Source organism: Stutzerimonas stutzeri (assembly GCF_000952685.1).
Taxonomy (GTDB): domain Bacteria; phylum Pseudomonadota; class Gammaproteobacteria; order Pseudomonadales; family Pseudomonadaceae; genus Stutzerimonas; species Stutzerimonas stutzeri_E.
On record NZ_JYHV01000030.1, the window covers coordinates 1 to 23,364 of the forward strand.

Genomic DNA, 23,364 nt, shown 5'->3' on the forward strand with positions numbered 1-23,364 from the left:
GATTACGTACAGTCCGATAACCATCAGCGGGTCTGACGACGGCCCCGTGCACCCTATATCCGGCCCCGCACGTTCAGCGGGGTCACCGCGACCATCCAATAACAAAAGCGTCCGAGGTGTTTGCATGAACGAAGTGACCGAGCGGGAAACCGCCCCAGCGGAGAAGCGACTGCCTTTGCTGCAGATGCTGTTGGTGAGTTTCCAGCACGTGCTGCTGATGTATGGCGGCGCGGTAGCCGTCCCACTGATCGTGGGCCAGGCAGCCGGGCTGTCTCGTGAGGAAATCGCCTTCCTGATTAACGCCGATTTACTGGTGGCAGGTATCGCCACGGTCGTGCAGTCGATGGGCATCGGGCCGGTGGGCATCCGCATGCCGGTGATGATGGGCGCCAGCTTCGCCGCGGTCAGCAGCATGGTGGTGATGGCAGGCATGCCCGGCGTCGGCATGCCCGGGATTTTCGGCGCGACCATCGCTGCAGGTTTCTTCGGCCTGTTGATCGCGCCCTTCGTGTGCAAGATCGTGCGGCTGTTTCCACCGTTGGTGACCGGCACGGTGATCACTGCGATCGGCCTGTCGCTGTTCCCGGTCGCGGTGAACTGGGCGGGCGGCGGCAGCGGCACCGGCCAGTTCGGCGCCCTGCCCTACCTCGGCGTGGCAGCAGCGGTACTGGCGGTGATTCTGCTGATCAACCAGTTCATGCGTGGTTTCTGGGTCAATGTCTCGGTGCTGATCGGCATGGCCCTGGGTTATGTACTGGCGGGCAGCCTGGGCATGGTCGACCTGTCCGGCATCAATACGGCACCGGCGTTCCAGGTCGTCACTCCCAATCACTTTGGCACACCGCAGTTCCTGCTCGCACCGATTCTGTCCATGTGCCTGGTGGTGGTGATCATCTTCGTCGAATCCGCCGGCATGTTTCTCGCTTTGGGCAAGATCACCGGCCAGGATGTCGATCCGAAGCAGCTGCGCCGTGGCCTGCTGTGTGACGCGGGCGCTACCTTTCTGGCCGGCTTCATGAACACCTTCACCCACTCCTCGTTCGCGCAGAACATTGGGCTGGTGCAGATGACCGGCGTGCGCAGCCGCTATGTCACCGCGATTGCAGGACTGTTCCTGATCAGTCTGAGCCTGCTGCCGAAAGCGGCGTTCATGGTCGCCTCGATTCCTGCCGCCGTGCTGGGCGGCGCCGGCATCGCCATGTTCGGCATGGTCGCCGCCACCGGCATCAAGATTCTGCAGGAAGCCGACATCGGTGACCGGCGCAACCAGCTGTTGGTCGCGGTGAGCATTGGTCTGGGCATGGTGCCGGTGGTGCGTCCGGAGTTCTTTGCGCACCTGCCGCACTGGATGGAGCCGATCACCCATAGCGGGATTGCGGTAGCAACACTCAGCGCGGTGACCTTGAACCTCCTGTTCAACGTGCTCGGCGGACCGGAGCGCAACGCGCTGACCGGCGCGGTTCAGCATTGAGCGTGCTAAACAGGTCGCGCTGAAGCCGGCGAGGATTTGCCGGTCATCCGCGACACCTCGCAACGAAACCCGCCCGCGCGCGGGTTTCGTCGTATACAGCAGGCGGGACCTCGACAAGCCGTTCGCCCTCGCTAAAATGCAGTCCCGCCCGCCCCGAGCACCTAGAGATGATTGAAGCCAGCTGGATTGCGTTCGCCTTCGTCCTGGGTCTCGCCGCACGCTCTGTGGGCCTGCCGCCGCTGATCGGTTACCTGGGGGCCGGCTTCACCCTGGCGGGCTTCGGCGACCATTTCGGTGTCGGCCCGCAGGACAGCGAAATTCTTGCCCACCTCGCCCATCTAGGGGTGTTGCTGCTGCTGTTCACCGTCGGCCTCAAGCTCAAGCTGAGCAACCTGCTGCGTCGCGAGGTCATCGGCGGCGGCCTGCTGCATTTCGCCATTTCCAGTCTCCTGGTCATGCCTGCCATTGTGCTGTTTCTCGATACGGGCTGGCGCGAGAGCCTGCTGCTGGCTATCGCGCTGTCGTTCTCCAGCACGGTATTGGCCGCCAAGGTGCTGGAGGGCAAGCGCGAGCTGCGCGCCTTCCATGGCCGGGTCGCGATCGGCGTACTAATCATCCAGGACCTGATCGCCCTGGTGGTGATGAGCATCGCCAGCGGCAAGGTTCCGTCGGCCTGGGCATTACTGGTGTTCGGCATCCCGCTGTTGCGTCCGTTGCTGTTCCGCCTGCTCGACTACAGCGGTCACGAGGAGCTGATGGTATTGCTGGGCCTCACCCTGGCGCTTGTAGTCGGCGGGCTCGGATTCGAGCATGTCGGGCTCAGCTCGGAGCTGGGCGCGTTGGCCTTCGGCGCCATGCTGGCCAAGCACAAGCGTGCCACCGAACTGTCGAACTCGTTGTGGGCGATCAAGGAAGTCTTCCTTGTCGGTTTTTTTCTGCAGATTGGCATCGGCGGGCTGCCGGATACGAGCGCCATGCTCTTCGCAGCGGCGCTGGCTGTGCTGTTGCCACTCAAGGGTGCGCTGTTCTTCTTTCTTTTCCTGCTCTTTCGCCTGCGCGCGCGCAGCGCCTTTCTCAGCGCCTCGAGCCTGACCAACTACAGTGAGTTCGGCTTGATCGTCGCCAGCGTGGTGTTGCCCCAGTGGCTGACACCGCTGGCCATCACCGTGGCGCTGTCGTTCGTCATTTCCGCTCAGCTCAATCGCATCTCCCACCCGCTCTACGATCGGCTGGCCAAGCGCCTGATTCCATTCGAACGCAACACCCGGCACCCCGACGAGCAACCGGTATCACTGGGTGACGCACAAATACTGATCATGGGCATGGGCCGCACCGGCCGCGCCGCCTACGATCATCTGCGCGAAAAGGGCTGGCGCCTGATCAGCCTCGATTCCGACCCGGTTACCATCGAAAAAAGCAGCGAAAGTGGCCGCCATGTTCTATTCGCCGATGCCGAAGACCAGATGTTCTGGGCGTGTCTGGAAATGAACAAGGTGGAGGCGGTGATCCTGGCGATGAACGATGCGGAGGCCAAGATCATTTCTACCCGCAAGCTGCGTAGCAAAGGCTTCGACGGATTGATCGTCTCCCATGCGATGTACGAAGACATCGCCCAACAGATCGAGGAAGCCGGCGCCGACCGCACCTACCTCACCATGACCGAAGCCGGTGCAGGGCTCGCCGAAAACGTGGCCCTGGAGTTGCTGGCCAAGCGCTGAGCCGGCTGCCTCGCCCTACATCCGCTATCAGCATCGCCCATCACCCATCATTCACCTGCCGATTGCGGCCATCTGAATTGTGCACAATTTTTAAATTAATTGTTTAAAGGTGTGTTCACAGGTTGCTATAGTCGGGCACATCCTGACCGATCGAACAGCTTTTCCGACGATCAGCGTATGGGGGTCCGTGCAGCCCCGAAGCCCATGACCGAACAATAACTAATGGCAGGCTTGACCATGACCGCAACCGAATCCAGGAGCGGTGACGCTCCCAACCAGGACCTGATCTATCAGCTCGAGGATCGCCCGGGTCCGCTCCCCGCTACCTTTGCCGCGATACAGCATGTGCTGGCCAGCTTCGTCGGTGTCATTACCCCTACCCTGATCATCGGCAGCGTGCTTGGCCTGGGCGACTACGTGCCCTATCTGGTCAGCATGGCCTTGTTCGTCTCAGGTCTCGGCACTTTCATCCAGGCCAAACGGGTCGGCCCTATCGGCGCCGGCATGCTCTGCCTGCAGGGCACCAGTTTCGGCTTTCTCAGCGTGATCCTGGCGGCGGGCTTTATCGTCAAGGGGCGCGGTGGCAGTCCGGAAGAAATCCTTTCCACCCTGTTCGGCGTCAGCTTCTGCGCCGCTTTCGTCGAGATTGCCGTCAGCCGCTGCATCGATCGACTGCGCAGGATCATCACACCGGTGGTCACCGGCACCATCATCTGTCTGATGGGTCTGTCGTTGATCAAGGTTTCGATGACCGATATCGCCGGCGGCTACGGGGTCGAGAACCCCGGTGCGCTGCCCAACCTCGCATTGGCGGGTCTGGTGCTGGGTACCATCATCGTGCTCAACCGCTTCGGGATTCCGCTGCTGCGATTGTCAGCGGTGATCGTCGCACTGATGGTCGGCTACTTTGCGGCCTGGATGATGGGCATGGTGGATTTTTCCAGCCTCGCCACCCTCCCGGCAATCAGTGTGCCGCAGCCGTTCAAGTTCGGCTTCGCCTTCGACTGGATGGCGTTCATTCCGATTGCGGTGATCTTCCTGATCACCCCGCTGGAAACCGCAGGCGATCTGACCGCCAACTCGATGATCTCGCGCCAGCCGGTGAAGGGTCCGCTGTACATGAAGCGGATCAAGGGCGGCATTCTCGGCGACGGCTGCAGCTCGCTGCTGGCCGCCACCTTCAACAGCCTGCCGATGACGACCTTCAGCCAGAACAACGGCGTGATCCAACTGACCGGCGTGGCCAGCCGCCACGTAGGGTTGTACATCGCTGGCATTCTGATTCTCTTGGCGCTGTTTCCCGTGGTCGGCGGTGTTCTGCAACTGATGCCCAAACCGGTACTCGGTGGCGCCACGCTGATCATGTTCGGCACCGTCGCCATCGCCGGTATCAAGATCCTCGCCGAAGCGGGGCTGAACCGCCGCAACATGCTGATCGTGGCCATCTCGCTGGGCCTGGGCCTGGGGGTCGCGGCCGTGCCGGAAGTGCTGACCAACCTGCCCGAGGTACTGAAGAACATCTTCGGCTCACCGATCACCATCGGTGCCTTCAGCGCGATCCTGCTCAACTTCTTCCTGCCACGCGAACCAGGTGAGCTGGACGACTACGACCCCGACAATCTGATCGAGGATTCGGTGGGTACCAACACCCTGGCAGTCAACATCCCGAACTACGCCGAGCCTGCCTCGAAGGCGACCAGCGACGACACCAGAGAGCACCTCACCCCAACCGGCTGACCCGCCTCGCGCCTGGCCGCTGCGGCGCCAGGCGCAACACCCGCATCCATCACAACAACAAAACCAAAGGGTATACACATGAACTTCAGACTCTCTCCCCTTTCGCTGGCGCTGGCCGGCAGCATGCTCGCCGCACCGGCCTTCGCCGACGGCATGCTGCATTGGCAGAACAACAGCCTTACCTATCTATATGGCAAGAATTTCAAGGTCGATGCGGGCGAGATTCAACAGACCGTGACCTTCGAACACGCCAGCGGCTGGAGCTGGGGCGACATGTTTTTGTTCGTCGATAGCAAGTGGTACAACGGCCTGTCCGGCAACGACGGCCATACCTACTACGGCGAGTTCAGCCCGCGCCTGTCGCTGAGCAAAGTCAGCGGCCAGGACATGAGTTTCGGCCCGATCAAGGATGTGTTGCTCGCGGCCACCTACGAGCGCGGTGAAAGCACCAATGGCGTGCCGAACCAAAACTATCTGCTCGGCCCCGCCGTGGATCTCGACGTACCCGGCTTCGATCGCCTGGCCATCAATGTCTACTACCGCAAGCCCGATGGCACCACCGGCAAGCCTGGCGGCCAATGGCAGGTGACACCGACCTGGGCCATGACCTTCCCGGTCGGCAAGTCCGACATCCTCTTCGATGGCTTCATCGATTGGGTGGTCAACGATGCCGGCTCCGAGCGCCGCGGCGACTTCGTCTCGAAGAACCTGCACATCAACCCACAGATCAAGTACGACCTCGGCAAAGCGCTGGACGGTGAGGCGGGCAAGCTTTACGTGGGCATCGAGTACGACTACTGGTCCGACAAATACGGTATCGAGGACGGCGGTTTCGTCAGCCGCAACTTCGTCGGCTCGACGAATCAGAACACCGCCAGCCTGCTGGTCAAAGCGCACTTCTGACCGAGTGCAGACGAACGAAAGGCAGCCCTGGGGCTGCCTTTTTTGTCTCTGTCTCATTCCTTCTTCGGACGACGTTTCATGCGTGGGTCGCCTTGGACGGTCCCGTACTCGGCAAACCTGAGCAGAGATCGGTCCGCCATCGAATCCGGAAGCCCCGATACAACCATCTGATGGTGACTAGCCTCGCTCGCTCCAGAACAGGTGAGCCCGCCTCGCTCCCGGCGGATCTTGCACCTGCCCTTGAGATCAATCGCCTCGTTTACCCGCGCCCTTCATCACAACTTGAAGCTGCCCATCTGCCGGCTCAGATCGTCCGCCAGGCGGCTCAGTGCCTGACAGTCCTCGCGGCAGCCCCGCACGTCGCTGGCGGTCGCCTGGGCGAGATCGGCGATGCCCTGGACGTTGTGGGTGATTTCTTCGGTGACGCTGCTCTGCTCTTCGGTCGCCGCGGCGACCTGAGCATTCATGCCGCTGATCGCTTCGACCTGCTCCGTGATGGCATTCAGCGACTGGCCGGTACGCTGGCTGGCTTGAACACCGGTACCAGTGGCAGCCTGTCCTGCGTGCATCGAATTGACCGCGGTCTCCGCGCCGCTCTTGAGCCCCAGAATCATCTGCTGGATCTCGTCGGTCGACGCCTGGGTACGGCTAGCCAGGGTTCTCACCTCATCGGCGACCACCGCGAAGCCCCGGCCCATCTCTCCGGCACGTGCGGCCTCGATGGCGGCATTGAGGGCGAGCAGATTGGTCTGTTCGGAAATGCTGCGGATCACCGCGAGCACCTTGTCGATAGACGCGACCTGCTGCGCGAGGTCGGTCACCGATTCGGCGGCGTGACCGATCTCTCCGGACATTTTCTCGATGTGTGCGATGGAGTCCCCCACCACCTGGCCCGCCTGCACCGCTTCGTCACGCGCGTCCTTGGAGGCCTGCGCGGCGCTGCTGGCGTTGCGGGCGATCTCCTGGACCGTCAAGCCCATCTCATGCACCGCGGTTGCCACCATATCCGTCATCTCGTGCTGGCGCCCGGCGCGGGTGGCGGTGTTATCGACCACTTCCGCCACCTGCCCGACCGCAACGCGCAACTGTTGGCTGGTATTCAGTATGTCACCGATGAGGCCCCGCAGGCTGCCGATGAAGCGATTGAAGCCGCGCGCCAGATCACCCAGCTCGTCAGCCCGGCTCTCGTCGAGGCGGCGAGTCAGGTCGCCGCCGCCACCGCCGATTTCCACCAGCGCCGAGGTCACCTGGCGGATCGGTCGAACCAGCCCACGGGCCAGCAACACCACGAGCCCCAGGAAGAACAACGCGATACAGGCCGCGATCAGGCTGATGGTCCACAAGGTGCGTCGTGCTTCAGCGAAGATTTCGGCTTCCGGCACCGTGCTGACCAGGATCCAGTTCAGGCTGTCCAGCGGTTGCGCCAGTGCCAGAAAAGCTTCGCCCTCATGCTCGAATCTCACCGTCGTTTGCTCGCCCGCCAGCAGTCGACGCGCCGCATCATCTCCGGTCAGCGCCTTCAGTTCGGTGCGATCGTTATGCTCGGTACGGGGATGAACCTTGACCCGTCCGCTCGCATCGATCAGGTACACCTCGCCTCGCTCACCGAAGCGAAAGTTGCTGATCAGCTCGGACATGCTTTTCAGGCTGTAGCCCAGCCCGGCAACGCCCAGGGTCTTGCCGCCGGCCGTGATGCGCTGGTTGATGAACAGCGTGGGTAGCCGCGAGGTCTTGTCGATGTCGATCTCGAAGCGGCGGTTTATGTCGCTGTCGAGCAGGCTGTAGAACCAGCCATCGCCCGGCGCACTGCGTTGCAAGGTGCGTGAAAGACCGGTCTCGGAATAATAGTTGCCGCTTTCCAGCACCGCGATGGAGGCCGTCAACGCTTGCTCCTGGGTTTTCACGCCCTGCAGGTAGCGCCCCATCGCCGCCGCCTGATCCGGGCTCTCGCCATCGCGAAGCCACTCCTGCACCAGGCTGTTACCCGCGATCCCGGCGGTGGCGGTTATCGGCGCCATCAACGTGCGCTCGATATCGTTGCGAATCGCGGTGATGTTGGCAGGCAGGGCCTGACCAACCAGATAGCGTTCGGCCAAACCATTCAGTGCGGATGAATAAATCAGGATGACGATCAGGAGGCTGGTGAGTAACGCAGCCCCCATGCTGACAATCAACTGCCACTGGATACTGCGTTTCATGAAAGACATGTGACGACCTCTGGCGGGAACTACGTATACATTTATTCGTCTTTTCGTATACGCCATTTATGCATGGCGTCATTCGTCTATCGGTACGGCCATGACAAACTTGATAACCGTTCGGCGGCGGCGTTGATTGGCCGGAAGCACCGCTCCTGGCGGTCGACATCGCTATCCCGTTCGCTATCGCGCCTCATGGCGTGATGGCTCGCCAACCTTGCGTAGCCCCAGCAACCACAGGCTAATGCATACGCGCGACCTGCCTACGGCTGCCGACGAACCTCTATCAATCACCGCTCGCGTGCTTGAGCTTCTGCCGCTCGAGAAAATCGACTTTCCATTGCTCCATGCCGATGTATTCCGAAGACAGGTTCGCCTCGACCTGATGCCGTGTCTTGAGCGCGGCGACGGCAGACGACTGATCAGCGAGGTAGCGGTCGAAGCGCTCGACCAGTTCAGGATGATCGAGCGTGGAGAGATTGAAGGTGCTGCGGGTATGCGGTAGCGCGGGTTCGAATACCAGAGCGCCCGGCTTCGCACGCACATTGTTCAGGTAGTGCGCCGCGACCACCACATTGTAGTAGGCGCCGTCGCTGTCCTTGAGCAGGGCCTGGCGCACCATGCGCGGCAGATCCGGGCTGCTGACCAGGAGGATCTGCCCGGCCGCGACCCGATCTTCGTAGCCCCAGGGTGTCCAACCGTCGACCACCGCCAGGCGCTTGAGCTCGTCGACCCCAAGCCCTGCGCGTCGAGGGGCCACCATCACCCCATCGATATACTTGACCACTGCCTGGCTGTAATGCAGCCGGTAGCCGCGCTTGGCGGCTGCGGACCAGTTGGGGTTATCCGGATACTTGGCATCGATGCGACCGGCGAGCAGCGCGGGTAGTAATTCCTCGACCGGTAGAACCTTGTAGACCAGTCGCACTCCGCTGTGCGCGGCAAAGCTGTCCAGAAGCTCGCGAGCGAAGCCCCGATAATTGCCGTGCGCATCGCCGTCATAGTGCGGCATGAAAGCCGCCTGCTCGACACCGACTACATAAGTCTGCTCGGCGAGCACGGGTGCCGACAGCGCCAGCAAGGCGATCGCAAGAATCGTTTTCATGGGAGCTCCTTGTTGTGTTGGACGACCCGCTCGGCAGCCGGCAGCTGTCCTGTAATCGATTAAACGCAGGACATGACGAGTCGAACTGATGGCACGACAGTATCAGAAGCCTTTTATATATGTATACAAAACATCATGGAATTTGTTCACATAAAATCCCGCCAGCGCAGCGACTTGAGGCCATTCGGAAGCCAGTGCTAGCATGCCGCGGCAGGCCACCAGGCTGGTGGTTGTGAATCGAACAGGTCTTATGTCCAGTATCCGCGAGCGCAACAAAGAACTGATCCTGCGCGCTGCCAGCGAAGAGTTTGCCGAAAAGGGCTTCGCCGCCAGTAAAACCAGTGACATCGCCAACCGCGCCGGGCTACCCAAGCCCAACGTTTACTACTATTTCAAAAGCAAGGAAAACCTCTATCGAGAGGTGCTCGACAGCATCGTCGAGCCTCTGCTGCAGGCGTCCGCTCCGTTCAATCAGCCCGGCGAACCGGCCGACGTACTGCGCGCCTACATTCGCACCAAGATCCGCATTTCACGTGAGCATGCCTGCGCCTCCAAGGTGTTCGCCAGCGAGATCATGCATGGCGCACCGCATCTCCCGGCCGAGCGGGCCGCACAATTGAACGCCCAGGCCAGCCACAACGTCGCCTGCATTCAGGGCTGGATCGATCAGGGTTTGATGGCTGCGGTCGACCCCAATCATCTGATGTTCAGCATCTGGGCAGCAACCCAGACCTACGCCGATTTCGACTGGCAGATCACCACCGTGACAGGCAAGGCGAAGCTCGACGATGCGGACTATGAAGCCGCCGCCGAAACGATCATTCGTATGGTCATCAAAGGCTGCGAGGTAAAGGAAGCAGCCACCGTCAGCTGAAGTCGCTTTTTAGCGTTCAGAGTGTCTAGCATCATGGTTCTAGACCTGCAAATGGTCGCAACGGCACGGTCGACGGAAGGTTCTGCAGGACGCCGGCCGTTCTGATAACGTTCTGCCTTATAAGCACTTCCTACCTTTGACGCTTCATCTATGACGACTAATACTTGCGCTGGGCACCGGCTTGGAACAAGGAAATCCTTTTGACCGCATTGCGCAACAGCCTGTCGAGGAAACTGCTCCGTATCGTTCTGCTGTCAGCGCTTGCCGTTGGGCTGGTATTGAGCTGCGCGCAAATCGTCTTCGATGCTTACAAGACCCGCCATCTGATCAATACGGAGGCGCAGCGAATCCTACGCATGACGCGCGACCCCTCCACCCAGGCGATCTACAGCCTGGACCGGGAAATGGGTGCGCAGGTCATGGAGGGACTGTTCCAGCACGAGTCGATTCACGAGGCGTCAATCGGCCATCCGGGAGAAAAGCCTCTGGCTTACAAATCCCGCCCGCTCATGTCATCGCCTTCACGCTGGCTGACCGATCCGATACTCGGCCGAGACCAGGAGTTCACCATCCCACTGATCGGCCGCCCGCCCTACAACGAGTACTATGGCGATCTACGCATCACGCTCGATACTGCCCCTTATGGCGAGGATTTCGTCAGCAACTCGGGAGTGATTTTTGTCGTAGGTATTCTTCGGGCACTGGTCTTGGGCCTACTGCTCTATCTGATCTATGAATGGCTGCTGACACGACCGCTGACCAAGCTCATCGAGCACCTGTCGCATATCAACCCGAACCGCCCGGGCGAACGCTCGCTGCCGATGCCGAAGGGGCACGAGCGTAATGAGCTAGGGCTTTGGGTCGAGACCGCCAATGGCCTGCTCGCCGCCATCGAACACAACATGCAGTTGCGCCACGCGGCAGAAAGCAGCCTGCAACGCATGACCCAGTATGACTCGCTGACCGGCCTGCCCAATCGCCAACAACTGCAACAGCAGCTCGACAATATCCTTGGCGAGGCCGCGCGGTTGCAGCGCCGCGTAGCCGTACTCTGCCTCGGACTGGACGACTTCAAGGGTGTGAACGAGCAGTTCAGCTATCAGCACGGGGACCGCATGCTGGTCGCGCTGGCCGAACGTCTACGCAGCTTGAGCGGGCGTGTCGGTGCTCTCGCACGCCTGGGTGGCGATCAGTTCGTCCTGGTACTGTTCGGCTTCGAGCAACCCTACGAAGCGGCGGAGCTGGCGCAAAAAATACTTGATGATCTGGAACGCCCCGTCATCCTCGATCAGCAGAACATACGGTTACGCGCGACCATCGGGATCACCCTGTATCCCGAAGACGGCGACAGTACGGAAAAGCTCCTGCAGAAAGCCGAGCAGACCATGACTCTGGCCAAGAACCGCTCGCGCAACCGCTACCAGTTTTATGTCGCGAGCATCGATAGCCAGATGCGAGCGCGCCGGGAATTACAGAACGACCTGGCAGAAGCCCTTCAGCGCGGCGAGTTCCACCTGGTCTACCAGCCGCAGATCGACTATCGCCTGAAACGCATCACCGGGGTCGAGGCATTGCTGCGCTGGTCACACCCGAGCGGCAAGATGATTCCGCCGGACATTTTCATTCCCCTCGCCGAACAGAACGGTAGCATCATCGGCATTGGCGAATGGGTGCTGGATCAGGCCTGTCGGCAATTGAGCGAATGGCATCAGCAGGGTTTCAGCGACCTGCGTATGGCGGTCAATCTATCCACGGTGCAATTGCACCATGCCGAACTGCCGGACATGATCAGCAAGCTGCTCGAGACCCACCAGCTGCCGCCCGAGACGCTGGAGCTCGAGGTTACCGAAACGGGATTGATGGAAGACATCGCCGCCGCCACCCGCAATCTGCATAGCCTGCGCCGCTCCGGTGCGCTGATTGCGATCGACGACTTCGGCACTGGCTATTCCTCGCTCAGCTACCTGAAAAGCCTGCCGCTGGACAAGATCAAGATAGACAAGAGTTTCGTCCGCGACATGTCCGCCGACCAAGGCGACACGACCATCGTCCGGGCCATCATTCAGTTGGGTAAGAGCCTCGGCATGCTGGTGATCGCCGAAGGTGTGGAAACCGCCGAGCAGGAACGCTACCTCATCGACGAAGGCTGCAACGAAGGCCAGGGTTATTACTACAGCAAGCCGCTGCCGGCATCCGAGCTGGCCATACTGTTGCGCCAATCCCTGCGTTTCGAACACAGGTTCAACTCGGAACCGCTGTAACGCCATCTGTCCGCCGTGCTCGTAGCACGGCCCTCTCCTCTTCTGCCTACCCATGAGCGACGCGCATGAAGCGTTTTGAATTGATCGACACCGCAGACATCCCTGACGACCTTGGTGCACTTTGCCTGTTTAGCTACGGTGATGATTTTGTCATCAAGATCCAGGGCGGCAACGGCAATCAACTGATGAACACCCGCATGCACGGTTCCGAAGATGCCTTGGCGGAGATTCCCTGCAAAAGAATCGCCCAGCGCACCCAACCTCGCGTGCTGATCGGCGGGCTGGGCATGGGCTTTACCCTGGCATCGGCGCTCAAGCATCTAGGCAACGACGCCGAGGTTCATGTCGCTGAACTGGTACCCGGAGTGATCGAATGGAATCGCGGCCCTCTGGGCGAAAAGTCTGGCATGCCGATCAACGACCCACGAACCCGCATACGCTTGGGCGATGTCGCCGCCATCCTACGGGACGAGCCGCAGGGCTTCGACGCGATCATGCTCGATGTGGACAACGGACCTGAAGGGCTGACCCGCAAGGGCAACAGCTGGCTGTATTCATCAGCCGGACTCGAAACCTGCGCCCGGGCACTGCGCTCCAAGGGCGTGCTCGCCGTATGGTCGGCCAGCGCCGACCGCGCGTTTTCTCAGCGCCTGGCCCAGTCGGGGTTCAAGGCCGAGGAGGTCCAAGTGTTTGCCCACGGTAACCGTGGCACCCGCCACACCATTTGGATCGCCGACAAACGAAGCTGATATCGGACGGGCAACGATTGATAGCCTATAGCCATCAAACTTGTGAGCAGCTGTGGATCGCCTCCGCTACACTCAGACCCGACTGACCCGCTCCATCGTGGTCGGCAGATTAGCAGTACGCGCGATGACGACAGAGAATCCCCCCTCCCTGGCTACCGTTCTTGATCTTATGCTCGACGCCGTCTGCGTCGTTGATGCCACTGGGCACTTCGTCTACGTCAGCGCTGCGTGCGAACGCATCTTCGGGTATACGCAGGACGAAATGATCGGTCGCGCGATGATAGACATGGTGGCCCCCGAAGACCGTGAGCGCACTCTGGAAGCGGCCAAGCAAGTGATGTCAGGCCAGCTCAGCCTGCATTTCGAGAATCGCTACATCCGCAAGGATGGTCAGCGGGTGGATATCATGTGGTCGGCCCGCTGGTCCGAGGACGACCAGCTGCGCGTCGGCGTTGCGCGTGACATTACCCAGCGCAAGCATTTCGAATCGCTGCAAGCGGCGGTGTACGCCATATCCGAGGCGGCCCACAACACCGCCGATCTCGCCGCCCTGTTCGAGCAGATTCATCTGATCATCGGAAGTCTCATCCCGGCACCCAATTTTTTCGTAGCCTTGAACACATTGGGCATAGGCTCGCCGATTTTTCCTTATCACAAAACCAATGGCGATCCGACGCAGCTCCCTTTCGAGTCGGCCGCGGCGCTCTGCACGGAGGTAACACGTACCGGACAGGCCCTGCTGCTGACCGCCCAGAATGACCAGGTTTGTAGCAATCTCAAGACGGCCGCCGACACGAACCGGTTCTGCTGGCTGGCTGCGCCGTTATCGACGCGCCAGGGCAGTCTCGGCGCCCTCTTGCTCAGCGATGCGGCGCAGAACGCGACGTATCGCGAGCAGGACCGGGAGCTGTTGCAATTCGTCGCCAATCAGGTCGCCACGGCCATCGAACGTAAACAGCTGCATGCCCGCCTGGAGAGGATGGCTCAATACGATGAGCTCACCGGTTTACCCAATCGCGCCTTCCTGTTCGACCGGCTGAAAACCGCACTGGCACGTGCACGTCGCAACGGTCAGCCGTTTTCGCTGCTTTATCTGGATCTGAACCGGTTCAAGCAGGTCAACGACCATCACGGTCACAGCGTCGGCGATCTACTTTTGCAAGCCTTCGCCAGGCGGCTAGCGCAGCACACCCGGGAAGTGGATACGGTTGCGCGGATGGGCGGCGACGAGTTCGTCGTACTGCTGGAGAACAGCCCATCAAGAGCCGATGCGATGGTGGTCGTCGACAACATCCGGAGCGCCATGCAAGCACCTGTGGAGCTTGCGGGCCTGAGCCTGGTGGCTCAACCAAGTATCGGCGTGGCCTATTTCCCGGAGGACGGCGCCGATGAAGCCTCGTTGCTCAAGCATGCCGACGAGGCCATGTATCAGGAGAAGCTAGGCCCGACGATACACGACAAGACCCCGCAGCCTGCAAAGCAAGACGATGCATCGATCGATCCGACTGTCAGGAAGAAAGACGCGTAAGACGTCTTTCTCCAGGCCTGGGGGCATCCGTTGCGCTTCAACGGCTCATCCGCCCAACCGGGACGCCAGCATCACCGCACCCAAAAGGCATAACGCAGCGCCGCCCGCGGCATGCCAGCGATAGCGCCGCGCGAGAACCTCCTCACCGTGGCTCGATAACACGAACGGCAAAGGCTCATTGGGGCGCACGAGGCGGTGCTGAGCCCGCTGCGTGCTGGCAAGACGATGACGTCGTTCTGCTTCGAGGCCCGCCGCGAGACGCACACGGCCCCACTCAGCCTGATCGAGTTGGCCGTCACGATTGTTGTCGAAGCGCTGCAGCAGCCCGGCATAGTTTTCTTTCCATTCCCGCACTACTTGCCCTTGGGCGGTATGAAGGTCGAGCCCTTGCCGGCCGCCGCCTTCGGTGCGGAAATCGCCGATCGCATAAAGCGGCTCATCGGCGTGGAGTCGCTCCTCGGTGTAGCGATATTGGCGGCTACCGGTCAGCCAATCGAGCACACCGCGAATCGGCAGTCCCCAGGGATGACGCCGATCACCAGTCCATCTATCGCGTCGTGCCGGCAGCACTTCGGCGCCGCGCGGATCAATCAAGCAGTCCCCGGTCGTATCGCACAAACGCAACAGGCTCTCGCTGCTGCCCTGCTCGACGATCCGCCAACTGCTGCGCTTGCCACTGGCGCGATATTCCTCGATACGGTAGCGCCACCAGAGACAGGGTTTGGCCGTTAGTGGCGCCTGCAAGGACGGCACGTCAGGCAAGTCTCGCAGCACCCCGGTAAGTTCGACGTAGCCCTGCGCTGCCGAGCGAATCTTCGAGGTAGGTGTGTCCAGCAGATGGCGCAGCTTCGACCAGCGACTGATCCATAGCCAGCCACCCATCAGGCACATGCCGATCGCCACACCAATGAACAGCATCGGCCCGACCCCGCTCAGCCGAACAGGGGTTTGAGGTCGACATCGGCCTTCTCCGCCTCGCTGAACTGCAGCAATTCGGCCTCTCGGAAGCCGAAGGCGCGCGCCAGCAACACATCGGGAAACTGCTCGATGCGTACGTTGTTCAGGTTGACCGATTCGTTATACAGCTCTCGGCGATCGGCGATGCCGCTCTCCAATCCACTGATGCGCTGCTGCAGATGCCGAAAGCTCTCGCTGGCACGCAGCTCGGGATAATTCTCGGCCAGTGCGAACAGCCGCCCCAGACCGGCGCGCAGTCCGGTTTCAGCCTGTCCTAAGGCACCGACATCACCCTGTTCGCGCGCATTGGCCACGGCATTGCGCGCAGTGACGACCTGCTCCAAGGTAATGCGCTCGTGCTGCATGTATTGCTTGCAGGTCTCGACCAGTTTCGGCAGTTCCTCGTGGCGCTGGCGAAGCAGTACGTCGATGTTAGACCAGGCCTTGCTGACGCCGTGCTTGAGGCGCACCAGACCGTTGTAGAGAACCACCGCATAGGCAGCGACAAGAAACAGCACAACCAATGCAACCACAGCGCTCAGGCTCATCGGGCTTCTCCAGAATCCAACTATCGGGATGGCATTCTAACGGCACCGCATTCAGCGAAGCGCGATCTGTTCCACGCAATTCCTTTGCACAAAATGCAAATCTTTCGCATTATGACCCGCATCGGATCGTCTGGTACTCGCTATCGACATTCGCAAATACCCTCTGCAAGCAAAGGAACCCGCCATGCTACGCACCCCCGTCTGGGCCACCGCCAGCCTGTTGGCTGTCGCTATTTCACTCGCTGGTTGCGGCGAAGACAAGGCGCCCGCCGAACAGCCTGCCGCTCCGCAGGCCACTCAAAGTGAACCGGCCACGAGCGCACCAGCAAAAGAGACCCTGAACGACGAGGCTGCGCAGGCAGTAGTCAAGCATTACGCAGATATCGCGCATGCCGTCTTCAGCGATGCACATAGCACTGCCGTGAAATTGCAGGATGCGGTAAACGCCCTGCTCGCCAATCCGACCGAGGAAACCCTGCAGGCTGCCAAGGACGCCTGGCTGGCGGCCCGCGTGCCGTACATGCAGAGCGAAGTGTTCCGCTTCGGCAATCCGGTAGTGGATGAGTGGGAAGGCCAGCTCAACGCGTGGCCGCTGGACGAAGGCATGATCGACTACGTCCAAGGCGACTATCAACACGCCCTTGGCAATCCGGGCGCTACCGCCAACATCATCGCCAACAAGGAACTGCAAGTTGGTGAAGACAAGATCGACGTCAGCGAAATCACTGGCGAGAAGCTTGCCAGCCTGAACGAACTGGCCGGGGCCGAAGCCAACGTCGCTACGGGCTACCACGCCATCGAATTTCTGCTCTGGGGCCAAGATCTGAATGGCACCGAGGCCGGCGCGGGTCAACGCCCCGTCAGCGATTTCATCGAGGGTGACGGCTGCACCGGTGGTAACTGCGATCGCCGCCGCGCCTACCTCAAAGCCGTAACCCAACTGGTAGTCAGCGATCTCGAAGAGATGGTCGGCGAGTGGCGAGCCGGCGTCGCTGACAACTACCGCGCCAGTCTGGAAAGCGAGTCCGCGGAAAATGGTCTGCGCAAGATGTTCTTCGGCATGGGCAGCCTGTCGCTCGGCGAGCTGGCCGGCGAACGCATGAAGGTCGCGCTGGAAGCCAACTCGCCGGAAGACGAGCACGATTGCTTCAGCGACAACACGCATAACTCGCACTTTTATAACGCCAAGGGCATCCGTAACGTCTACCTCGGTGAATATAAGCGCGTGGACGGCACCACACTCAACGGTGCGAGCCTGGCATCGCTGGTCGAAGGCGTCGATCCGCAGACCGACACTACGCTGAAGTCCGATCTGGAAACCACTGAAGCCAAACTGCAAGTGCTGGTCACCAGCGCCGAAGGCGGCGAAGCCTTCGATCAACTGATCGCGCCCGACAATAAAGAAGGCCAGGAAAAGGTACGGGCCGCGATCGCTGCGCTGGTGCAACAGACCGCATCCATCGAGAAAGCCGCTGCCGCACTGGGCATCAGCGACCTCAACCCGGACACGGCTGATCATCAGTTCTGATCCGGCGCTCGTGAAAATAGAGGGCGGCGCGCTGTCGCCCTCTTCCCTGCTTCCCGCGAACGCGACCAGCGTTCGTTTGGCCACACGAGAAATCGGCAAATGCAAATTGCTCTTATTCAGACTCTATTAGCCTGCTAAGATTGCTGCCCTGTCACGACCCTGGTATCACCGATGCACCCGCTTTTTCGTGCTGCCGTCGCATTGCTGCTGGCCTTTGGCCTGATCGGTTGCGAAGAGCAGACACCGCGTTTTACACAAGCAGAGCCTGGGGAGGCTCTTTCCGCGGGTAGCGCCACGGTGATGAAGTTCGATCAGAACGCTTTTTCGCTGCCCTCGGCCAATCTGAGCCCGCTACGCCGCCTGGATTTCAGCGTCGGCAACAGCTTTTTCCGCAATCCCTGGGTAATCGCCCCGTCATCAACCACCGCTCGCGACGGGCTCGGCCCGTTGATGAACACCAACGCCTGCCAGAACTGCCATATCAAGGATGGCCGCGGCCGCCCGGCAGAAACCGAGCGCGGCAATGCCGTGTCGATGCTGGTACGGCTGTCGATTCCTGCCAGCGCTGAACACACCGAAGTCGTCGCGCAACGGGGCATCGCACCAGAACCCACCTATGGTGGTCAGCTGCAGGACATGGCAATCCCCGGTGTGGCGCCCGAAGGCAAGGTCCGGCTGAGCTATGGCACCCGGTATGAACGTTTCTCCGACGGTTTCGAGGTCGAGCTGAGAATCCCACAGCTGGAAATCGTCGAGCTGGGTTACGGCCCGATGCATCCCCACACTCAATTCTCCGTCCGTGTGGCACCGGCCATGATCGGTCTCGGATTGCTGGAAGCCATTCCCGAGTCCGCGCTGCTGGCCCACGCCGATCCGGACGACCGCGATGGCGATGGTATCTCCGGTCGGCCCAACCGGGTCTTCGACCAGGTCACGCGCAAGACGGTGATGGGCCGCTTCGGCTGGAAGGCCGGACAACCGAACCTGAATCAGCAGAACGCCGACGCTTTCTTCAATGACATGGGCCTGACGACCAGTCTCTTCACGGGCAGCAGCTGCACCGATAGGCAGCTGGACTGTCTGGCGATGCCCGATGGCGGCGAGCTCGAAGTCAGCGATCACATTCTCGGATTGGTCTTGTTCTACACTCGCAATCTCGGCGTACCAGCGCGGCGCAACGTCGACGATCCCCAGGTACTGGCAGGCAAGACGCTGTTCCACCGAGCCGGTTGCCAGAGTTGCCATGTTCCGCAGTTCACCACCGGCGATGCCGCCGAGCCCGAGCTAGCGAACCAAACGATCCGCCCCTACACCGATCTGCTGCTGCATGACATGGGCGAAGGGCTTGCCGACCACCGTCCCGAGTTCGAAGCCGGCGGCAGCGAATGGCGAACGCCGCCGCTGTGGGGCATCGGTCTGACCGAAACGATTAGCGGGCACACCCAGTTCCTACATGACGGACGCGCCCGCAATCTGCTCGAAGCCGTACTCTGGCACGGCGGCGAAGCAGAACAGGCCAAGCAGTCGGTGCTCGACTTCGACGAAGACGAGCGCAGCGCCCTGCTGGCTTTTCTCGAATCACTCTAGCGTCGGACCAGCCAGAGCTGTCCGGCCTTGCCGAGGAGCAACATGTACGCCAACCGTTATCTTTCAGGGTTCACCGCCACCGCACTGGGCCTGCTGCTCAGTGCCTGCGCGCCATCCGATCCATTTGCCGAGACCAGCAAAACCCTGGCCGCGGACGTTTTGCTTCCTAGCTACACCCAGTGGGCCGAAACCAACCGGCGCATGGCCGCCAGTAGCATCGCCTTCTGCGCCGGTAACGAGGAATTGGAGAATGCGCGCGAAGCCTTCCTGAAGGCCCAGTTCGCCTGGGCAGGTCTGCAACCGATGCTGATCGGGCCAATGGGCGAAGGTAACCGCGCCTGGCAGGTGCAGTTCTGGCCCGACAAGAAGAACCTGGTTGGGCGGCAGATCACCGCCCTGCTGAAAAACAAACCCGAGCTGACGCAGGCCGACCTGGAGAACGGCAGTGTCGTCCTGCAGGGCCTTTCTGCATACGAATACGTGCTCTACGACAAGGCGGTCGACCTGAACGACAGCCAGACCAAAACGCGTTACTGCCGATTGCTGGAAGCGATTGGCGAGCACCAGCAGCAACTCGCCGCCGACACCCTCCAGGAGTGGGAAGGCGAAAACGGCATGGCCGCTCAACTAAGCGAGTTTCCCAACGAGCGCTACAGCGAATCGCAGGAAGCGATCGCCGATCTGCTGCGCGTGCAGGTCACGGCGCTGGATGGCTTGAAGAAGAAGTTGGGCGCGCCGCTGGGCCGTCAGAGCAAGGGCTTCCCACAACCTTTCCAGGCCGAGGCCTGGCGCAGCGATGCCACGCTCGGAAGTATCGATGCGGCCCTCGCCGGCGCGCAACGACTATGGCAAGGCGGCGACGATAATGGCCTTAAGCATCTGGTCCCAGCCGAACAAGCGGATCTGATTAAGCGTATAGACGTCGCCTACGCCACAACCCGTAAGCAGCTGGCCGACATCATGCTGCCGTTCAGCGAGCTGGTTGCCGACGACGCCGGACGCGAGCGACTGAACGAGTTGTACCAGGACATCGACGCCCTGCATCGCCTGCACCAGAACGAACTGGCCCGAGCGCTGGGCGTACAGATCGGCTTCAACGCCCACGACGGAGACTGACCATGAGACGCCGCGCCTTCCTCGGTCTGGGCAGCGCCCTGGTTGCAGCCTCCGCTGTCGGCGGTTGGACACTCACACGGTACACCGAGCAACCGCTGCTGCTCTCCGCGCGCGACGATGCCGACGGCCGCCACTATGCAGTCGGCTATCGGCTCGACGGCACTCGAGCGTTCGTCACCCCGGTCAACGAGCGCTGCCATGACGTCTACGCCCACCCGCACCTGCCTCTGGCGGTATTCGTCGGGCGCCGGCCCAGCCGTGAGAGCTATCTGATCGACAGCCGTGACGGGACGCTGCTGCAGGTGCTGGCCTCGCCTTCCGATCGACATTTCTACGGCCACGGTGTGTTCCATTCCAGCGGCGATTGGTTCTATACCACTGAGAACGACACGACCGACGCCGGCCGCGGCGTGCTCGGCATTTATCGTGTAGAAGAACGCCGGCTGGTTCGCACCGGCGAGCATACGACCCATGGCATAGGCCCGCATCAGTTGCTCTGGATGCCGGACGGCGAGACGCTGGTAATCGCCAACGGCGGCATACGCACCGAAGCCGACAGTCGCAAGATGATGAACCTCGAAGCGATGGAACCGAGCCTGGTACTGCTGCGTCGCGATGGCACGCTGATCAGCAAGGAGCAACTGCCTGAGCAGATGAACAGTGTGCGCCATCTGGCGGTTGCGGCCGATGGCACGGTGGTTTCCGGGCAGCAGTACGAAGGCGACCCCATGGATTCGGTCCCACTGCTGGCGATCAAACGCCCCGGCCAAGCCTTCCAGGCCTTCCCGCTGGGAGAAGCGCAGCGCCAGACGATGAACCAATACACCGCCAGTCTGGCAATTCACGACGACCTGCGTCTGCTGGCCGTAACGGCACCGCGCGGCAACAAGGTGTTCTTCTGGGACCTGGACAGCGCCGCACTGCGCGAGGAAATCCACCTGCCGGATTGCGCCGGGGTCGCGGCCGTCGCGCAAGGATTCGTGGTGAGCTCCGGGCAAGGCCGTTGCCGGTTGGTCGACTGCAGCGCAAAGCGCTTCGTCAGCACCGCGCTGCAACTGCCCGCGGGGTTATGGGATAACCACCTGCGCCTGGTCTGAAAGCATTCAAGTATCGAAGCGGCGCGCCGAAAGATTGGCCGACCCGAGCGGTTATTCCGATAGCCGCCCGACGCCCCTTGCGCTCGTCGCAAGTGCTTTCCATACGATGCGAGACGCTCACGATGCTCCTGAAAAACTCCCTGCGTGCTCAGCTGCTGGCGCTGATTGGCGGCAGCTTGTTGATGACCTTGGTCATCGCTCTGGCCAGCTTTTCGTTCCTCTCCGAGGATATTTCTGCCTTCCAAAGGTTGCTCAAAGGTCCGATCGAAACCTCGCGCCTTATCAATGAAGCCAACCTTGAATTCAAGATCCAAGTCCAGGAATGGAAGAACGTGCTGCTGCGCGGCAAGTCACCCGAGCACCTGAGCAAGTACTGGCAGAGCTTCGAAGAACAGGAACGCAAGGTCCAAACGCTGCTCGATACACTCATGCAGGCGAGCCAGCATGACCAAACGCTGGCGAGCCAGATCCAGGGATTGCGCGATGAACATCGAAAGCTGGGCGCAGCCTATCGCAGCGGCCGCGAAGCGTTCCTGGCCGCGGACGCCGACCCAATCGCTGGTGACGCCGCGGTCAAAGGTATCGACCGCGCCACCAGTGAACAGCTCAGCGAACTGGTCGCTCATCTGCGTGACGCTGCGCAGCGCAGCTCGGAAGAAATCAGCCGTGACGCCGAACGAGCGATCATCACCGGCTCGCTGATCATGCTTGCCGCTGGTGCGCTGATCAGTCTGCTCAGCCTGTGGCTGGTCAATCGCAACCTGATCGCCCCTATTCGCCATCTGATCGACCATATCGCCAAGCTCAGCCAGGGTAACTTCGGCGAGCGCGTCGATGCGTCCCGTACCGACGAACTAGGGCGTCTGGCCGTCGCGGCGAACGTGCTCCGCGACTTCCTCGCCGATACCTTTACCCGCCTGCAACGCAGCACCTCGGACCTGGATAATGCAAGTGGCGAGTTGAACGCCATCGCCACGCTGATGGGCCAAGGCACACGCGAGCAATTCTCGCGCACGGACCAGGTGGCCACCGCCATGCACGAAATGTCGGCTACCGCGCAGGAGGTTGCACGCCACGCAGCCGTGGCCGCACACGCAGCGGATGCAGCCGATCATTCGGCGCAGCAGGGCGAGAACATGATGCGTTCGACCATCCAGACAATCGCCCACATGCGCGGCGAGATCGTTAACACCGCCGACGTCATCCGACGCCTCGAGGCCGACAGCGGGCGCATTGGCAAGGTACTGGACGTCATTCGAGGCATCGCGGATCAAACCAACCTGCTAGCCCTGAACGCAGCCATCGAGGCCGCCCGTGCTGGCGATGCTGGCCGCGGGTTCGCCGTGGTTGCCGATGAGGTGCGCACGCTGGCCAGACGCACCGCTGATTCGACTGCCGAAATTCATCAGATTATCGACACGGTGCAAACCGGTGCAGTGGACGCGGTGCGTGCGATCGAAAGCGGTCAGAACCGCAGCGACGAAGGCGTCGAACAGGTGACGGAAGCCGGTTCGATGCTCCAGCGCATCACTCGTGAAGTCGAAGCGATCCGCGACATGAACCGACAGATCGCCACCGCCGCCGAGGAACAAACCTCCGTGGCGGAGGACATTTCGCGGAACCTGACCGAGATAACGGCCATCGCCACGACCAACCAGGACAATGTCGAGCGCACCGAAAAGGCCAGCCAGAACCTGCACAGCCTATCGGCCCAGCTCAGCGAAGTGACGCACCGCCTCGCGGGCTGACGCAGCTCGCAATCGACGCAACGGCTTCTTAGGCAGGGGTCGTTGCATGATTCTCGCCCTTGTCCTTCAGGGGCTCTACCTCGCCAATTCCACACCTTGTTACAGCGTGCTGCGGACTTCACTACCTATCCCTTTACACGCGTCTTATTCGAGGCTACTTTCGCTGTTTCCCGGCGCATTGCCGGAACTACCTTAGATCGATACCCCGGTCAGGCCGGCAATCGGTCACTTGTGTGTAC

General features: G+C 61.2%; 17 protein-coding genes. 13 read left to right on the forward strand and 4 right to left on the reverse strand.

Features of this window, described 5'->3' with window-relative positions:
- The first annotated feature begins 124 nt into the window (after positions 1 to 124).
- From UF78_RS16420 to UF78_RS16435, 4 genes are all read left to right on the forward strand, one after another.
- On the forward strand, positions 125 to 1,471 hold the full coding sequence (locus UF78_RS16420) for a nucleobase:cation symporter-2 family protein (protein WP_045163299.1): 1,347 nt from the start codon (positions 125 to 127) through the stop codon (positions 1,469 to 1,471).
- A gap of 167 nt (positions 1,472 to 1,638) precedes the next feature.
- Positions 1,639 to 3,189 (forward strand): cation:proton antiporter family protein, encoded by a 1,551-nt coding sequence (locus tag UF78_RS16425; RefSeq protein ID WP_045163300.1) that lies wholly within the window; start codon positions 1,639 to 1,641, stop codon positions 3,187 to 3,189.
- Between the two features lie 237 nt (positions 3,190 to 3,426).
- Positions 3,427 to 4,926 (forward strand): uracil-xanthine permease family protein, encoded by a 1,500-nt coding sequence (locus UF78_RS16430; protein ID WP_155397663.1) that lies wholly within the window; start codon positions 3,427 to 3,429, stop codon positions 4,924 to 4,926.
- Positions 4,927 to 5,004: 78 nt separating this feature from the next.
- The gene (locus UF78_RS16435; protein ID WP_045163302.1) at positions 5,005 to 5,829 is read left to right on the forward strand and encodes a DUF5020 family protein; all 825 of its coding nucleotides are present in this window, start codon (positions 5,005 to 5,007) and stop codon (positions 5,827 to 5,829) included.
- Positions 5,830 to 6,104: 275 nt separating this feature from the next.
- On the opposite strand, the gene UF78_RS16440 is transcribed toward UF78_RS16435, so the two are convergent.
- Positions 6,105 to 8,036 carry a methyl-accepting chemotaxis protein gene (locus UF78_RS16440; protein ID WP_045163303.1) on the reverse strand — a complete coding sequence of 644 codons (1,932 nt, stop codon included), beginning with the start codon at positions 8,034 to 8,036 and terminating at the stop codon, positions 6,105 to 6,107.
- Between the two features lie 277 nt (positions 8,037 to 8,313).
- Positions 8,314 to 9,132, reverse strand: coding sequence for a substrate-binding periplasmic protein (locus UF78_RS16445; RefSeq protein ID WP_045163304.1), 819 nt, complete (start codon positions 9,130 to 9,132; stop codon positions 8,314 to 8,316).
- Positions 9,133 to 9,382: 250 nt separating this feature from the next.
- Here UF78_RS16445 and UF78_RS16450 point away from each other — a divergent pair, with 250 nt between their 5' ends.
- From UF78_RS16450 to UF78_RS16465, 4 genes are all read left to right on the forward strand, one after another.
- On the forward strand, positions 9,383 to 10,006 hold the full coding sequence (locus UF78_RS16450) for a TetR/AcrR family transcriptional regulator (RefSeq protein ID WP_045163305.1): 624 nt from the start codon (positions 9,383 to 9,385) through the stop codon (positions 10,004 to 10,006).
- A gap of 200 nt (positions 10,007 to 10,206) precedes the next feature.
- The gene (locus tag UF78_RS16455) at positions 10,207 to 12,267 is read left to right on the forward strand and encodes a putative bifunctional diguanylate cyclase/phosphodiesterase (protein ID WP_045163306.1); all 2,061 of its coding nucleotides are present in this window, start codon (positions 10,207 to 10,209) and stop codon (positions 12,265 to 12,267) included.
- Between the two features lie 65 nt (positions 12,268 to 12,332).
- On the forward strand, positions 12,333 to 13,016 hold the full coding sequence (locus tag UF78_RS16460; RefSeq protein WP_045163307.1) for a spermidine synthase: 684 nt from the start codon (positions 12,333 to 12,335) through the stop codon (positions 13,014 to 13,016).
- A gap of 124 nt (positions 13,017 to 13,140) precedes the next feature.
- A complete protein-coding gene (locus UF78_RS16465; protein ID WP_080890646.1) occupies positions 13,141 to 14,544 on the forward strand; it encodes a diguanylate cyclase domain-containing protein in 1,404 nt (467 codons plus the stop codon).
- Between the two features lie 45 nt (positions 14,545 to 14,589).
- On the opposite strand, the gene UF78_RS16470 is transcribed toward UF78_RS16465, so the two are convergent.
- The gene (locus UF78_RS16470) at positions 14,590 to 15,462 is read right to left on the reverse strand and encodes a GIDE domain-containing protein (RefSeq protein WP_045163308.1); all 873 of its coding nucleotides are present in this window, start codon (positions 15,460 to 15,462) and stop codon (positions 14,590 to 14,592) included.
- 14 nt (positions 15,463 to 15,476) lie between these two features.
- Positions 15,477 to 16,049 carry a LemA family protein gene (locus tag UF78_RS16475; RefSeq protein WP_045163309.1) on the reverse strand — a complete coding sequence of 191 codons (573 nt, stop codon included), beginning with the start codon at positions 16,047 to 16,049 and terminating at the stop codon, positions 15,477 to 15,479.
- Positions 16,050 to 16,233: 184 nt separating this feature from the next.
- On the opposite strand from UF78_RS16475, the gene UF78_RS16480 reads away from it, so the two are divergent.
- The 5 genes from UF78_RS16480 to UF78_RS16500 all read left to right on the forward strand — a co-directional run bounded on the left by UF78_RS16480 (position 16,234) and on the right by UF78_RS16500 (position 23,125).
- Positions 16,234 to 17,577, forward strand: coding sequence for an imelysin family protein (locus UF78_RS16480; protein ID WP_045163310.1), 1,344 nt, complete (start codon positions 16,234 to 16,236; stop codon positions 17,575 to 17,577).
- Between the two features lie 171 nt (positions 17,578 to 17,748).
- Positions 17,749 to 19,164 carry a di-heme oxidoredictase family protein gene (locus UF78_RS16485; protein ID WP_045163311.1) on the forward strand — a complete coding sequence of 472 codons (1,416 nt, stop codon included), beginning with the start codon at positions 17,749 to 17,751 and terminating at the stop codon, positions 19,162 to 19,164.
- A gap of 42 nt (positions 19,165 to 19,206) precedes the next feature.
- A complete protein-coding gene (locus UF78_RS16490) occupies positions 19,207 to 20,280 on the forward strand; it encodes an imelysin family protein (RefSeq protein ID WP_080890647.1) in 1,074 nt (357 codons plus the stop codon).
- 2 nt (positions 20,281 to 20,282) lie between these two features.
- Positions 20,283 to 21,377 (forward strand): DUF1513 domain-containing protein, encoded by a 1,095-nt coding sequence (locus tag UF78_RS16495; RefSeq protein WP_045163313.1) that lies wholly within the window; start codon positions 20,283 to 20,285, stop codon positions 21,375 to 21,377.
- 122 nt (positions 21,378 to 21,499) lie between these two features.
- A complete protein-coding gene (locus UF78_RS16500) occupies positions 21,500 to 23,125 on the forward strand; it encodes a methyl-accepting chemotaxis protein (protein WP_045163314.1) in 1,626 nt (541 codons plus the stop codon).
- Positions 23,126 to 23,364: the final 239 nt, after the last annotated feature.